The sequence below is a fragment of the Candidatus Photodesmus anomalopis genome, from assembly GCF_000731785.2.
Taxonomy (GTDB): domain Bacteria; phylum Pseudomonadota; class Gammaproteobacteria; order Enterobacterales; family Vibrionaceae; genus Vibrio; species Vibrio anomalopis.
The window spans coordinates 364,162-380,028 of sequence record NZ_JGVJ01000010.1 but is presented as its reverse complement, the minus strand read 5'-3'; the positions used below and the strand labels follow the sequence as shown (position 1 = coordinate 380,028).

Sequence of the window (15,867 nt, the reverse complement as noted above, 5' to 3'; positions counted from 1 at the left end):
TTTTATCCTATAGATTCATTTAAATTGTTTTAAAAAACGCAAATCGTTTTCAAAAAAAGAGCGTAAATCATGTATACCATAAGCAAGCATTGCTAGACGTTCAATACCTATACCAAAGGCAAAACCAGAATATTTTTCAGAATTAATACCTACACTATGAAATACATTAGGATGAACCATTCCACAGCCTAAAATTTCTAGCCATTCACCATTTTTATTCTTTATATCAATTTCAGCTGAAGGTTCTGTAAATGGAAAATAAGAAGGCCTAAAACGCAATTCTATTTTTTCTTCTCCTTTAAAAAAGTCGTAAACGAAATCATTCAAAATACCTTTTAATTGTAAAAAATTAATATTTTCATTAACTAATATTCCTTCAAGTTGATGAAACATTGGAGTGTGAGTCTTATCATAATCATTTCTATATACTCGACCAGGAACAATATAACGAAATGGTGGTTGAGAATTTTCCATGATTCTAATTTGTGCTCCAGAAGTATGAGTACGTAACATTAAATTTTGATTGAAAAAAAAAGTATCTTGATCTGTACGTGCTGGATGCATAGGTTTTATATTTAATGCATCAAAATTATGAAAAGCATCCTCAATTTCTGGACCGCTTTCAATATCAAATCCCAGTTTAGTAAAAAAACATTCTACTCGTTCAATAGTATGAGTAACTGGATGTATGCTACCAGTATTAATCCGTTTCCCTGGTAAAGTAATATCAATTTTTTCAGAATTTAATGTACTTAAAAGTTCAATTTGTTTTAGTTCAGCCTTACGAAGGTTAAAAATTTGAATCATTTTTTCTTTTGTTTTATTAATCGTTTTAGCAATATCAGCTCGCTTTTCAGGAGGTAGAAGGGAAAGATTTTGGAAACAACAAGTGAGTTCCCCTTTTCTACCTAGATACTGAATACGTACTTTATCAAGTTCTACTAATGAATTAACACTCTTAATAGCGATGGTTGCATTAGTAATAATATCTTTTAGATATTGCATCAATTTTTATCCATCTATTTAATAGTTATAAATAAAAAATACAGTTAAATAAAATTGTTAGATATGGTAACTAAATTGAACTCTAAAGCCAAATTTAATTTATTTAAACTTAGCTAAATTACTATTGATAGCATAATTTATAAAAATTTTGTAAAGATAAAGTTGACTCATTTCAACAAATCCGTAGAATGCCCAATCAGTTAGATACATCATTAGATATATCTATTACCTTTATTTATGGCGTGTTGGCAGAGTGGTTATGCAACGGACTGCAAATCCGTTGACCCCGGTTCAATTCCGGGACACGCCTCCATTCATCAATAGATATACTTTTAATTTTAAACTTTTCTAAAAAATATGCTTACTTGGTCTATTTCTTATCTGAATATCATTAAGAAATAGAAAATAAGATTGATCAGTTGAATAATTATATTTGAAATGGTGCCCGAGGGCGGACTCGAACCGCCAAGACAACAGTCGCAGCATTTTAAGTGCTGTGTGTTTACCCATTTCACCACTCGGACATACAGAAGGATATTGTTAATAGACAAAACGAAACTTATAATAGGACAAGATAGTAACTGAGAAGGAAAACTAAATCAAACTTTATTTTTTATAACAAAATTGATTTTATAGTATTTATATACTAAGGGATATGAGTTAAACCTCCCATATACTTTTGAAGAACTGAAGGAATTGAAATAGAACCGTTTTTTGATTGATTATTTTCTAAAATAGCCACCATAGTTCTACCAACTGCTAATGCAGAGCCATTTATTGTGTGCACTAATTCTGTTTTTTGGTTTTGTTTTCTGCGAAAACGAGCCTGCATACGTCGAGCTTGAAAATCTCCCATATTTGAACAAGAAGAAACCTCACGATAGGTTTTTTGAGCTGGAACCCATACCTCTAAGTCATAAGTTTTGCAAACACCGAAACCTATATCACCAGAACATAACAAAACTTTTCGGTAAGGTAATTCAAGAAGTTGCAAAACTTTTTCTGCATGGTTAGTTAATTTTTCAAGAGCATTCATGGAATCTTCAGGTTTTGTTATTTGAACTAGTTCTACTTTATCAAATTGATGTACACGAATAAGACCACGAGTATCGCGACCATAAGAACCTGCTTCAGAACGAAAACATGGAGTAAGAGCTGTTATTTTAATTGGTAATTCTGACATATTAAGAATGCTATCACGAACAATATTTGTTATTGGTACCTCTGCCGTTGGAATTAAAAACAGCTTTTTTTGATCTTCAATATTGGGTTTTTTAATCGTAGATTGAATATGAAAAAGTTCTTCATTAAATTTTGGCAACTGACCAGTACCAAATAAAGCCTTAGAATTTACTAAATAAGGCAAATACATTTCCGTATATCCATGTTTCATAGTATGCAGATCTAGCATAAATTGGCCAATTGCACGATGCAACCGTGCAAATTGGCCTTTCATAACGATAAATCTTGTACCAGAAATTTTGTTGGCACTAGAAAAATCAAATCCTCCTCCTATTTCACCTAGATCAACGTGATCTTTTATTTCAAAATCATAAAACTTAGGTTTCCCCCAACGATAAATTTCAATATTTTCTGTTTCATTTTTACCACTTGGTACAGAATCATCTGGTAAATTTGGAATAGAGAATAGGAACTCATTGATTAAATTTTGTATTTGTTCTAATTCAAACTTTTTAAGGGTTAAATCTTTAGCTAATTTAGTGATTTTTTTTTTAATATCGATTATATCTTTTTTACAATCATTACCAGCTAACATTTTTTGAGCAATTTGCTTAGAAAGCGAATTATGAGCACACTGTAAATTTTCAACAGCAATTTGGCTAATTTTACGACGTTCTTCAAGAAGACGTATCTTTTCTATATCTAATTTAAAACCACGACGTGCCAATTTTTTTGATGTTTTTTCTAATTTATTTCGAAAAAGATTAATGTCTAGCATAGCTAAAAAATCCAATTTTATATTATGAATAAAGAATAATTAAATTTTTCTTCTTTAAAAAAATAATTACACTGCTTCATCTTTAATTTCTTTGATCATCAACCTCTACTCCTTTAGGTATTTTAAATCTAAATCGTTCAATGCTTGGATTTTTAAAAATAATATTTTTAAAATTAAAGGAACTAAACTGTCCGTCTTCTTCAAGAATACTAAAGGTTTTTAGTATCCCTTTATTATTAAGTTCAATTTGAAACTTTTCCTGGCTAGAGTTCATTGAAATTTTTGTTAAAGTAAAACAATCACCTTTTTGAGTTATATTATAATTATTCCAGTTAACTAATTGAGTATCTATTAAAACAAGAAAAGGAGTTTGTTCTATTACTTGCTTTTGCCATAAAAGAGTTATTTGCGTAATAGAAGGATCATAATACCATACAATAGTACCATCAGATACTAGGAGGTTTTCATTAGGAAATTTAGTTTCCCAACGAAATAAGTTTGGGCGAGCGATTTCTATACTTCCTTCTGCTTCTATTATAAGGTCACCATCTGAACTAATAACTTTTTGAAAAAAATCACCAGAAAATCCATCGATAATAGCTAAACGCTTATTCAACTCATTTACACTATTAGCAAAAATAGGAAAATTTATGAATAATAGAAGAATATATATGCTTTTCATTAAAGAATCACTTAAGTATGAAATACTTCAAAAGCTATTATATATACTATATGATAGTTAATAAAATTTAAATAAGTTAAAAATAAAAAAAACAAACGAATATTAACCTTAGTTATTGTGGATAATAATTTATTTTTATCAACATAACAATCAATAAACAAGCAAAGAATTTATCAATGAATAAAACAAATTCAATCTATATAATATTAAAAATCAATTTCTTGCAAATAATATACGGATTATGAATATCGGTTTAGTCATTACTCTTATAGCTGTTTTATTAATTCTAGTTTTTAGTTATAACATAATTGTTCAATATAAATTACAAATAGATAAAGAAAGACAGAAGAAGTCTAATCGTTACGTAGCAATTATTGAAGCGACTAAAGAATTACTACAAAATACGTATAGTCTACCATTTAGTAAAGAATTAGTTATTTGTTTGAATAAGCGAATTTTTTATTCATTAAAAAACATGCTTGAATTAACTCCTAAAAATAAAAATTTAAATCAATATATTATAAATCTACAAAAAGAAATTAATCATATAGAGCATAACTATAAAAGTTCTAAAATCACTTCTTTCAAGATTCCTGATGATGAAAAACAGGTTATTACTATACTAAAATTAGTAAAACGACTTCGCGATATTATCCGAAGCGAAAATAATAAAGGTTATTTGCAGACTAAAATTTATATTTCTGAAAATGCAAAACTTGAATTACTTCAGACTCGTATTAGTATTGAAAGTCTTATTAAACGAATAAATAGTAGTATTAACCGAAAACAAATAGAAACGGCCATACACCTAATCAACACAGGCATCTCTTCTCTAAATTCTAAAAATGATGTATATTCAAATCAGGTTCGTATAAGATTACAAGATATTTTTTCTAAATTAGATAGTAAACGTCAAGAAAAAAATAGTAAGGAAACAGTGAAACACCTCAACAGAAAAGAACGAGAAAATGAACTGAATATTTTATTTGGAAAAAAGAAAAAATGGTAGTTTTCAAAAAAAAGATTTTTTATTTATGCACGCCTTTTTAAGAAGTAATTTCATAATTTATTTTAGCCAATATTTTTTCTGGTTGTTTCGATTTAGTAATAGGCCGTCCTATTACTAAATAATCTGAACCTGATTTAACCGCTTCTATAGGTGTTTTTATCCGTTTTTGATCATCTAAATTGGTATTTTTAAGTCGTATAGCAGGTGTTATTAATTTAAATTGTTTACCTAAATTAGATTTTACTATAAAAGCTTCTTGAGCTGAACATACCACACCATCTAGCCCTGAATTTTTAGCTAATTTAGATAATCGCATTACTTGAAATTTTGGAGTAATATCAAGACCAATACTAGCTAAATCATTTTGTTCCATACTAGTTAGAACAGTTACACCTATAAGCAACGGACGATTTTTACCATATGGTTTTAATATTTCACGAGATTTCGTCATCATACGTTCACCACCAGAAGAATGTACATTTACCATCCAAACTCCAAGTTCAGCTGCTGCTTTAACAGATTCAGCGCATGTGCTTGGGATATCATGAAACTTTAGATCTAAAAAAACTGAAAAATTACGTTTATGTAACTTACGAACAAAATCAGGTCCAAATAGTGTGAACATTTTTTTTCCAACTTTTAATCGGCATAAAAAAGGATCTATTTTATCAACAAAGGTTAATGCATCTGTTTCATTATCATAATCTAGTGCAACAATAACTTTTGGATCAGATATTTTCTTTTTCCTAATATTTATTGTACTCAAATCTATTCTCCATCTAATCCACGAATATGCTTAATGCTTCCCCACTCCTTACAAGAAGGACAATGCCAATATATTGAGTGAGTAGAAAAACCACATTTTCTACAACAATAACTTGGTTTAAGTTTTAATTGTTCAGATACTAATTTTTGTAAAGTGCTCAAACTAGATTTTGTTCGACCTTCTGATAAATTCAATAAATGATAATCCATTAATCGATAAAAACCTTTCATAGTAGGATTTTTTTTTAATTGATAAGTTAATAATTCTCGAGCCGCATCAATACCTTCATGCTGAGCAACTAATTGAGCTAACATTAATGTACAAGAAACACCTGCTTTTTTTATAATACATTGACGTAAAAATTCAACTAATTTTTTTTCTTTTCCTAAATGAAAATAACAATCAGCTAATACGGGAAGTACATGTACAATAAAATCTATATCTTGTTTTAAAACCATCTCCATATAGTGTACTGTTTTATAATAATCTTCTATCTCTAAAAATAAATTTCCTAATGAGATACTAGCTCTTACGCAATTAGGATCTTCAGAAAGGGCTAATTTAAAATAACGAATTGCTTTAGCTATTTCTCCTTTAGATTTTTCTTGCATAGCTAATTCACACAAAAAATGAGCTATTCTAACACAAAATTTTGATTTTCCAAGCTTTACAAGTAATCTAGCATAGCAGATTGCTTTACTCCACTCATGAGTTTGTTGATATATTAAAACCAGTTGTTGTAAACTGGTTTCTTCATATTCATATGATTTTGTTTCTAATAATTGTTCAAATATTTTTTCAGCTCTATCTAAAAAACCTGATGTCATGTAATCCTTAGCTAATTGTTGCAGTGCTACATTTTTTTGATAAATAGTTAATTTTGAATGTGAAATTAAGTTTTGGTGTATTCGAATTGCTCTGTCGACTTCACCGCGAGAGCGAAATAAGTTTCCTAGTGCTAAATGCGTATCAATTGTTTCATCATTAACATGAAGTAAATTAATAAAATGATCTACTGCTTTATCTGATTTATCAGACAATAGTAAATTTAAACCGGTAACGTATTGACGAGAAATTTGATTTGAATAATTTTGACGATCTTGTTGAGTATTTCTATTTCCAATATACCATCCATAAAAAGCTGCAATAGGGAGTAATAAAAAAAGTATTTCAATCATCAAATTTTTATCCTTATAATTATATTATAATGATTCATGAATAACTTTTCTCATTTGTTTTTTTTTAGCTTTTTCATTAGCTTTCTAAGTTTTAATTGAGTTTGCAAATGTAAACATCCCCAAATTAACCAAGAAAATAAAAAACCTAATACAAAGACAATACTCATAAGAATAGATAAATAAAAATCTCTTTTAGCAAAAAAATAATTAAAAGTAACTATAGTTTGATTTTGAGAACCTAATGCAAGTGCTAGAAAAAACAAAAAAAACATTAATAGAATTTTTATAAATTTCATAATTACTAGCCTATATAATAAAATGTTTACTAAGCAGTAGTAAAAAACAAGTTCAGAGAAAAAATACAAATACTAGATGAAACCACTGACGAAAAAGCGGCATATTGTATGCCGCTTTTTTTTGCTTTTTTTTACTTCCGATTATTTAACCTAAATTTACTCGATCGCGTAACTCCAATTTACTCGATCGCGTAACTCCTTTCCTGCTTTGAAATAAGGTACATATTTCCCTTTTAATTTCACTTTATCGCCAGTTTTTGGATTACGACCAATACGAGGTTCTCTATAATGTAACGAGAAACTTCCAAAACCACGAATCTCAATTCTTCCTCCGTGCTCTAACGTCGATGCCATATATTCTAAAATATCTTTTACAGAATCTTCAATTTCTTTTAAAGATAAATGAGATTGCTTGATACATAGTCTTTCAATTAGCTCGGATTTTGTCATAACTAATCCTTATTAAGTAATCACTCTAAATAGCGTTCTTCTTATTTAAAATTGATAATTACTCTTCTACTCTTCTTGTTTAGCAGCTTTGAACGCGTCTGCCATCACATTTCTAGGAAATTCATATTTTTCAGTTTTATTTAATGTAGCCATTGCTTCTTGTTCTTCTTCTTCATCCTTAGCTTTAATAGAAAGATTAACCAATCGATTTTTACGATCAATACCTATACATTTAGCTTCAATTTTATCACCAACGTTTAATATTAAGGAGATATCTTCAATACGGTCACGAGAAACCTCAGAAGAACGCATATATCCTTCAACACCGAGTATTAACTCAACTGTAGCACCTTTACTATTGACTGAAGTGACAGTACCACTAACTAAAGTCCCTTTTTTATTCTCAGAAACATAAGTATTAAATGGATCACTTTCCATTTGTTTAATCCCTAGAGAAATCCGTTCACGTTCAGCATCTACTGCCAAAACTACTGCAGATATCTCTTCACCTTTTTTATAATTACGTACGGATTCTTCACCTGACATAATCCATGAGATATCTGATAAATGAACTAAACCATCAATCCCACCATTAAGACCTATAAAAATACCAAAATCGGTAATCGATTTAATTTTTCCAGTAACTTTATCACCTTTAGCTTGTTGTTCAGAAAATAATTGCCATGGATTAAGTTTGCATTGTTTTAATCCTAATGAAATACGACGACGATCTTCATCAATTTCCAAAACCATTACTTCTACTTCATCACCTACGTTAACTACTTTAGATGGATGAATGTTCTTATTAGTCCAGTCCATCTCTGAAACATGAACTAATCCTTCAACACCTTCTTCTATTTCAACAAAACATCCATAATCCGTTAAATTTGTAACACGACCAATAAGCTTATGATTTTCTGGATAACGTTTTGAAATAGCTAACCAAGGGTCTTCTCCAAGTTGTTTTAGCCCTAAAGAAACTCTAGTGCGTTCACGATCAAATTTCAGAACTTTTACTAGTATTTCATCTCCTATATTAACCACTTCAGATGGATGTTTAACACGTTTCCATGCCATATCAGTAATATGCAACAGTCCGTCAACACCTCCAAGATCAACAAATACACCATAATCCGTTAAATTTTTAACTATCCCTTTAACTTGAATCCCTTCTTGTAAACTTGCCAAAAATTCATCTCGCTCCACACTATGTTCAGATTCAATAACGGCACGTCGAGAAACAACTATATTATTTCGTTTTTGATCTAATTTAATAACTTTAAATTCTAATTCTTTATTTTCAAGATGTGAAGTATCTCGAATTGGACGCACATCAACAAGAGAACCTGGAAGAAACGCTCGAATACTTCCTAGCTCAACGGTAAACCCCCCTTTAACTTTACCATTTATAATACCCAAAATAGTTTCGGATTTCTCATAAGCTTTCTCTAAAAGAATCCAAGCTTCATGACGCTTAGCCTTCTCTCTAGAAAGTTGGGTTTCTCCAAAACCATCTTCAACGGCATCTAAAGCTACATCGATTACGCTGCCTACTTTAATTTCTAGTTCACCTGAGGAATTTTTAAATTCCTCTTCAGAAATAGCAGATTCAGATTTAAGACCAGCATCAACAAGAACAAAACCATTTTCAATAGCTACTACAGTACCTTTTACAATACTACCCTGTTGAAATTCAGTTTCACTTAGAAACTCTTCAAATAATTGAGAAAAAGATTCATTCATTTATTTATATCTTTAATAAATTGAACATCCAAGTGCATCCAGCACATGGGGTTATTAATCTTGCCAGTCTATAACATCCATGAGACCAACGTATAACATATATAGAATGCCAATTAAATAAAATTTAATTGGATATATTGTAATGATTTCTTCAATACTTCTTGCATACTCATAGCAGTGGAATCCAAACAAAAAGCTCCTTCAGCAGGATATAAAGGTGCTATAAGACGATTACGATCTCGATGATCCCGGTCACGAAGTTCATTTAAAAGACCGCTAAATTTAACATTCAATCCATGACTTTGCAACTGCCTAAATCGCCTTTTTGCTCGTTCTTCAAGGGTTGCATCTAGAAAAATTTTAACTTTTGCTGATGGAAAAACTACTGTACCCATATCGCGACCATCAGCTACAAGCCCCTTCCCTTTTACAAATAAACGCTGCCTTTTTAATAATGCTTCACGAATTTTTGGTAATATTGATATTTTTGAGGCTGCTAATCCTATTTCTTCTTTTCTTAGTTCCTTAGATATATCTTCACCTTCTAAGATTGTTTTAAGAAAATTATTTTTCAAAACAAACTGAACATCTAGACAGCTTGCTAAAGGAATAAGTGCTTTTTCAGTTTTTAATCCATGACGAATAGCCGCAATAGCCAGCGCACGATAAATTGCACCAGAATCTAGTAAATCAAAACCTAGCTGTTTAGACAATGAAAGACATAAAGTACCTTTCCCTACTCCGCTAGGTCCATCAACCGTAATGACTGGTGTTTTAAAAGACATCTATAACTCCAATTTTTTAAAAATGGGGAAATAAAATTTGGAAAAATATTTTCAAATAAAAGTGTACATAGGGATATAAATTTAACTATAATGCTCATCAAAATATTTAATATTGGTATTACTTCTTAAAATATGTAGCAAAGTATATAATTCTTGAACTGAATTGAATTCAATAAGCTGGTTTACAATAGTTTGATTAGATTTAGTATTAAAAGTGTTTTCTACACTATCTAAAGCAATAATGACTACATTTCCTGTAGCATCTTGAGCATAAGTATACACCGAATTTTGATGAACAGGTTTTTTCATGGAAAAAATTGTATTTGCAAATTCTGAAGTACGATTGACTTTTTTAACTTCACTAAATTTTAAACTTTCCTTTTCTAAAATAACATCTTCATCCGTATTTTTTAAAGAATCAACAAGTTTTTTTGCAAATATAGATGCTTTTTGTTTGGCTTGAATTTCAGAAAGTTTCATTATAATTTGATCACTAACTTGATCTAAGAGTAATGGAACCTTATTTTTAAAATCTTCAACTCGAATAACTAATATATGTTCTGGATTTATTTCAATAACTTCAGAATTTAAACCCTCCTGTTTAATTTCTGGTTTTGAAATAACCTCTAGAACTATAGGTTTTTTTAAAATTTCAGGGTATTTATTCTCAGAAATAAAATCTGTAGTATACACTGGCTGATTGATTGATTGAGCTACTTCATTCAAAGAATAAGGAAATTCAAAAGCTAAATTTTCTAGTTGATGTTTAAGTTCATAAAAAGTATTAATTGCCTTTTGAGATTTTAATTCTTCTTTAACTTGATCAGAAACTTTTGAATAAGGTTTAGTAAAACTAGCTTTTACATCATCAAGTCTTATAATATGATAGCCAGTTTTAGATTGTATTAAACTAGAAATGTCTCCTATTGATTTTAAAGAAAAAACTGCTCTTTCAATCTCAGGATCTATTGTGTTACGTTGAATCCATTCTACATTAAATGTAGAAGACTCTTTGGGTGTTTTTTTTGCTATATTGGAAAAATTAGCACCTAAATTTAACTCTTCTAAAATTGAATATGCTATTTCTTGATTATTATCAGGAATAAAAATATGACTTATTTTACGACTTTCTTCAGCAAAAAAAAGATTTATATTATCAAAATAATATTGTTTTGCTTCATAATCTGTAACTACAACATTCTTTTTTAATGATTCTAGAGATAATTCGATATAGGATAATTTTAATTTTTCAGGTTGACTATAAAATTCAGCATTTTCACTGTAGTATTGAAAAATTTCTTCTTCACTTAATGAAATATTATTTAGAAATTTTTCCATTCCTATTTCAATTATACGTACATTACGAATTTGGTTAATAAGTTTATTTTGTGCATTTATTTCACCAGGTAGTAAAAAATTACTCTCTTGTATGGCTGGAATTAATTGATTCTGAATCAGATAATCAATTCGTAAAGACTGTTCAAAATTTTCTACTGAAAAACCAGAGCGAAAAAGAGAACTCTTATAGAATTCAATATCAAATTTACCATCATATTGAAATTGTGGCATAGAAAGAATGAGTTCGCGAAGCTGAGAATCAGTTACCTGTAAACCCAAAGATTTTGAATATTTTTCAAGTAAAACTCTATTAACCATACGTTCCAAAATTGATTTACGAAAAGATTTAAGGTAGTCCAGGTCGGACAAAGTCTTATAAAAACGTTGACCAAGTTCAGAACGCATAGTATCAAGTTCATTCTGATATCTTTTCTCTAGATCTGAGAAAGTAATTTTTACATCATCCACTTTTGCCACAACGTTTCTATTAATACTAATTAGATAATTTCCAATACTAGCAAATAAAAAGGAAGTAATCACTAAACCGATAACTATCTTAATAATAATCCTACTAAAAGGTAAGTCTGACCAATTTAGCATACTTTAATTCCAGCAGTTATAATTCCTACCTTTAAATAGTTGCCTAATAATACAGTTACTTTTACTTTTTTGATAAATACCTCTAGAATAAAAAACAAATTTTTATAATGTCTAGTATAAATAGCAACCTGCTCTACTGATTGAGCTTTATTTACCATAACTATTTTTTCATTTAATTGAAATATATTATTTTTAAAATTAAAATAATCAGTTTAAAATCTGGAATAAGTTTCGTTCTCTCTAAATTTCAACTCAAAAAGAAAATGGATCTTGTTCGAGTGCAACTTTTAATACCTCATCGATTGATTTCATTGGAAGAATTGTAAGCTCAGAAGTTATATTATCTGGGATTTCTTCCAAATCACGTTCATTATCTTTTGGAATTAAAACATTAGTAATACCACCACGCCGAGCTGCTAAAAGCTTTTCTTTTAAACCACCAATAGGTAAAATTTTTCCACGCAAAGTAATTTCACCTGTCATAGCTACTTTCGCTTTCACTGGGTTATTTGTTAGACTAGAGACGAGAGCAGTACATACTGCAATTCCTGCACTAGGTCCATCTTTTGGTGTCGCTCCTTCTGGAACATGAACATGAATATCATGTTTCTCATAGAAGTTATTTTTAATGCCTAATTTATTTGCTCGGGCACGAACTACAGTTATAGCTGCTTGAATGGATTCCTGCATTACATCACCAAGGGAACCTGTCTGAGTTAATTTTCCTTTTCCAGACATAACCTCTGTTTCGATAGTCAACAAATCACCACCAATTTGTGTCCAAGCTAATCCTGTAACTTGACCAACACGGCTGCTATTATCAATCTTACCAAAATCATAACGCCAAACGCCTAAGTAATTTTTTAGGTTATCTATATTAACTAATACAACAGAGTTTGATTTTCCATTAATTAAAATGCTTTTAACTACTTTGCGGCAAATTTTAGAAATTTCTCTCTCTAAAGCACGCACACCAGCTTCACGGGTATAGTAGCGAATAATACCAATAATTGCAGAATCTTCAATTTTAATTTCATGAGATTTTAAAGCATTACGTTGAATTTGTTTATCAATTAAATGTCGCTTAGCAATATTTAATTTTTCGTCTTCAGTATAACCAGATAAACGAATTACTTCCATACGATCTAATAATGGACTTGGTAAATCCATTGAGTTAGATGTAGCTACAAACATCACGTCTGATAGATCATAATCAACTTCTAAATAATGATCATTAAATGCATTGTTTTGTTCTGGATCTAATACTTCTAAAAGAGCTGATGAGGGATCACCTCTCATATCAGAAGAGATTTTATCAATTTCATCTAAAAGAAATAATGGATTTTTAACTCCAACTTTAGACATTTTTTGAATTAATTTACCGGGAAGAGAACCAATATACGTACGTCTATGACCTCTGATTTCTGCCTCATCACGCATACCACCTAAGGCCATACGTGTGTATTTACGACCGGTTGCAGTAGCAATTGATCGACCTAAAGAGGTTTTACCGACACCTGGAGGGCCGACAAGACAAAGAATTGGTCCTTTTAATTTATTAATACGATTTTGTACTGCAAGATATTCAAGAATACGTTCTTTTACTCGTTCAAGACCGTAATGATCTTCATTAAGAATTTCCTCAGCTTTAGCTAGATTTTTTTTAACTTTTGAACGTTTTTTCCAAGGAACAGTAACCATCCAATCAATATAGCTACGAACAACTGTTGCTTCAGCTGACATAGGAGACATCATTTTAAGTTTTTGTAATTCTTGGTGTGTCTTTTCATGGGCTTCTTTAGACATTTTTGCTTTTTCTATTCTTTGCTTCAGAGTTTCAAATTCATCTGGTGCATCATCCATTTCACCAAGCTCTCTCTGAATTGCTTTCATTTGTTCATTTAAATAATATTCTCGTTGTGATTTCTCCATTTGCTTCTTAACGCGTCCACGGATCCGGTTTTCCATCTGAAGCATATCTATCTCTGATTCCATTTGTTGCATTAAAAATTCTAAACGTTTTGTTACATCAAGAATTTCAAGAACTTGTTGTTTATCTACAAGCTTAAGTGGCATATATGCTGCGATAGTATCAGCTAAGCGTGCACCTTCATCAATTCCATTTAAAGATGTTAAAACTTCTGGAGGAATTTTTTTATTTAGCTTAATAAAAACTTCAAATTGATTAATCGCACTACGAATAACTACTTCTTGTTCTTTATCATCCTCAAGTTCAGTAGTTTGAAGTAGCTCTATTGAGGCTAAGAAAAAATCATTTTCTTTAAACTGTTTAATCTTAGCTCTTTGTTGACCCTCAACTAAAACTTTTACTGTACCATCCGGCAATTTTAATAGTTGTAAAATTGTGGCTACCGTTCCTACATCAAATAAATCATCTTGAGTCGGTTTATCGGTTTCAGCTGTTTTTTGAGCTACAAGGAGAGCTTGTTTGTTCTTATCCATCGCTGCTTCTAAGCAACTAATAGAAGTCTCACGAGCAACAAATAATGGGATAACCATATGAGGATAAACCACCAAATCACGCAAAGGCAGTACAGGGATCTCGATACGCTCGGAACATTCCAAGTTCATATATTTTTCTTCTCTTTAATTGATATTTAATAAAAAAGGAGGAATTTAAAACCTCCTTTTTTTGAGACTTATTCGGCAGTTGCTGTTTGGTGAGCTGAATGGCTATAAATCAATATAGGTTCAGCCTCACCATTTACAACTGTATCATCAATGATAACTTTACTAACATCTGTTACCGATGGCAATTGATACATTGTTTCTAGTAAAATATTTTCTAGAATTGAGCGCAAACCACGGGCTCCTATTTTACGAGACATTGCTTTTCTAGCAATAGCTCGCAATGCATTTTTACGAAATTCAAGCACTACATCTTCAAATTTAAGAAGTGCAGAATATTGCTTGATAAGTGCATTCTTCGGCTCGCATAAAATTTGAATTAGAGCATTTTCATTTAATTCCGTCAATGTTGTTGTTACTGGAAGTCTTCCAACAAATTCTGGAATAAGACCGTATTTAACTAAATCTTCAGGCTGCACTTGTGCAAATAATTCATCAACTGTTTTTACCATTTCATCTTTTGAGCGAGATTCAGGTCCAAATCCAATATTTGAACCAGTTATAACACGTTTTTCAATAATTTTATGCAATCCAGCAAATGCACCTGCGCAAATAAATAATATTTTAGACGTGTTAACTCGAAGAAACTCTTGCTGAGGATGTTTTCGACCTCCCTGTGGTGGTACTGAAGCTACTGTTCCTTCAATAAGCTTTAAAAGTGCTTGTTGAACACCTTCTCCTGATACATCACGAGTAATTGAAAGATTTTCAGCCTTACGAGAGATTTTATCAATTTCATCAATATATACAATACCAAGCTCTGCTTTTGATACATCATAATCACATTTTTGCAATAGTTTTTGAATAATATTTTCAACATCCTCTCCAACATAACCGGCCTCTGTTAATGTTGTTGCATCTGCTATAGCAAAAGGAACATCTAAAAAACGAGCTAATGTTTCCGCAAGCAAGGTTTTCCCACTTCCTGTAGGACCAATAAGTAGGATATTACTTTTCCCTAATTCTATTCCATCTGGGATGATTTCAGAATTTTGTAAACGCTTATAATGGTTATAAACTGCAACGGAGAGCACTTTTTTAGCATAACTTTGACCAATAACATAATCATTGAGATATCCGCAAATCTCTTCAGGAGTAGGTAAAGCTTTAGGTTGTTTTTTATTAGTTAAAACTTCTTTAATTTCTTCAGAAATAATTTCATTACAAAGTTCAACACACTCATCACAGATGTAAACTGAAGGCCCTGCTATTAACTTACGAACTTCATTCTGGTTTTTTTTACAGAAAGAACAATATAGCAGCTTCTTGCTATTGCCATTTTTGTTATTATCTGTCATTCGCTAAACTCTCCTGGTTTTGTTTTATAGTGTATTAATATTGAAAAATATAAGTGTCAACAAGCAATATAAAAAAGAAGAATGTAACTTGAAAAAGCCTATAAGTAA

At 30.5% G+C, this 15,867-nt stretch carries 14 protein-coding genes and 2 tRNA genes; 2 read left to right on the top strand and 14 right to left on the bottom strand.

The annotated features are described in order from the left end of the window. Positions 1 to 15 precede the first annotated feature (15 nt). Positions 16 to 1,005 (bottom strand): phenylalanine--tRNA ligase subunit alpha, encoded by a 990-nt coding sequence (gene pheS, locus CF66_RS02335; RefSeq protein WP_016503421.1) that lies wholly within the window; start codon positions 1,003 to 1,005, stop codon positions 16 to 18. Between the two features lie 239 nt (positions 1,006 to 1,244). On the opposite strand from pheS, the gene CF66_RS02330 reads away from it, so the two are divergent. Next, positions 1,245 to 1,318, top strand: a tRNA-Cys gene (locus tag CF66_RS02330). Positions 1,319 to 1,444: 126 nt separating this feature from the next. Here the strand turns inward: CF66_RS02330 and CF66_RS02325 are convergent. From CF66_RS02325 to lolA, 3 genes are all read right to left on the bottom strand, one after another. Then, positions 1,445 to 1,529 (bottom strand) — tRNA-Leu (locus tag CF66_RS02325). A gap of 122 nt (positions 1,530 to 1,651) precedes the next feature. Next, on the bottom strand, positions 1,652 to 2,965 hold the full coding sequence (gene serS / locus CF66_RS02320; protein ID WP_016503422.1) for a serine--tRNA ligase: 1,314 nt from the start codon (positions 2,963 to 2,965) through the stop codon (positions 1,652 to 1,654). Positions 2,966 to 3,047: 82 nt separating this feature from the next. Then, positions 3,048 to 3,647, bottom strand: coding sequence for an outer membrane lipoprotein periplasmic chaperone LolA (lolA, locus tag CF66_RS02315; RefSeq protein WP_016503423.1), 600 nt, complete (start codon positions 3,645 to 3,647; stop codon positions 3,048 to 3,050). Between the two features lie 241 nt (positions 3,648 to 3,888). Here lolA and CF66_RS02310 point away from each other — a divergent pair, with 241 nt between their 5' ends. Continuing rightward, positions 3,889 to 4,656: a hypothetical protein gene (locus CF66_RS02310; RefSeq protein WP_016503424.1), complete on the top strand. Its 768-nt coding sequence runs from the start codon at positions 3,889 to 3,891 to the stop codon at positions 4,654 to 4,656. A 37-nt stretch (positions 4,657 to 4,693) separates the two neighbouring features. Here CF66_RS02310 and pyrF read toward each other — a convergent pair whose 3' ends face one another. The 10 genes from pyrF to clpX all read right to left on the bottom strand — a co-directional run bounded on the left by pyrF (position 4,694) and on the right by clpX (position 15,759). Beyond that, complete coding sequence (gene pyrF / locus CF66_RS02305; protein ID WP_034411512.1) at positions 4,694 to 5,392, bottom strand: orotidine-5'-phosphate decarboxylase; 699 nt, start codon at positions 5,390 to 5,392, stop codon at positions 4,694 to 4,696. 32 nt (positions 5,393 to 5,424) lie between these two features. Then, the gene (gene lapB / locus CF66_RS02300) at positions 5,425 to 6,600 is read right to left on the bottom strand and encodes a lipopolysaccharide assembly protein LapB (protein ID WP_016503426.1); all 1,176 of its coding nucleotides are present in this window, start codon (positions 6,598 to 6,600) and stop codon (positions 5,425 to 5,427) included. Positions 6,601 to 6,650: 50 nt separating this feature from the next. Beyond that, the gene (locus CF66_RS02295; protein WP_034411420.1) at positions 6,651 to 6,896 is read right to left on the bottom strand and encodes a lipopolysaccharide assembly protein LapA domain-containing protein; all 246 of its coding nucleotides are present in this window, start codon (positions 6,894 to 6,896) and stop codon (positions 6,651 to 6,653) included. A gap of 156 nt (positions 6,897 to 7,052) precedes the next feature. Then, entirely contained in the window at positions 7,053 to 7,346 is a 294-nt protein-coding gene (gene ihfB, locus CF66_RS02290) for an integration host factor subunit beta (RefSeq protein ID WP_016503427.1), read from the bottom strand. A gap of 66 nt (positions 7,347 to 7,412) precedes the next feature. Continuing rightward, positions 7,413 to 9,089: a 30S ribosomal protein S1 gene (gene rpsA / locus CF66_RS02285; RefSeq protein WP_016503428.1), complete on the bottom strand. Its 1,677-nt coding sequence runs from the start codon at positions 9,087 to 9,089 to the stop codon at positions 7,413 to 7,415. Positions 9,090 to 9,202: 113 nt separating this feature from the next. Continuing rightward, entirely contained in the window at positions 9,203 to 9,874 is a 672-nt protein-coding gene (cmk, locus tag CF66_RS02280) for a (d)CMP kinase (protein WP_016503429.1), read from the bottom strand. Positions 9,875 to 9,955: 81 nt separating this feature from the next. Further along, on the bottom strand, positions 9,956 to 11,812 hold the full coding sequence (locus CF66_RS02275; protein WP_034411418.1) for a SurA N-terminal domain-containing protein: 1,857 nt from the start codon (positions 11,810 to 11,812) through the stop codon (positions 9,956 to 9,958). Beyond that, a complete protein-coding gene (locus CF66_RS02270; RefSeq protein ID WP_155993919.1) occupies positions 11,806 to 11,970 on the bottom strand; it encodes a hypothetical protein in 165 nt (54 codons plus the stop codon). Before CF66_RS02270 ends, CF66_RS02275 begins: the two co-directional genes overlap by 7 nt. A 94-nt stretch (positions 11,971 to 12,064) precedes the next feature. After that, positions 12,065 to 14,404, bottom strand: a complete 2,340-nt coding sequence (lon, locus tag CF66_RS02265; protein WP_016503431.1) for an endopeptidase La — start codon at positions 14,402 to 14,404, stop codon at positions 12,065 to 12,067. A 68-nt stretch (positions 14,405 to 14,472) separates the two neighbouring features. Beyond that, positions 14,473 to 15,759, bottom strand: coding sequence for an ATP-dependent Clp protease ATP-binding subunit ClpX (gene clpX / locus CF66_RS02260; RefSeq protein WP_016503432.1), 1,287 nt, complete (start codon positions 15,757 to 15,759; stop codon positions 14,473 to 14,475). Positions 15,760 to 15,867: the final 108 nt, after the last annotated feature.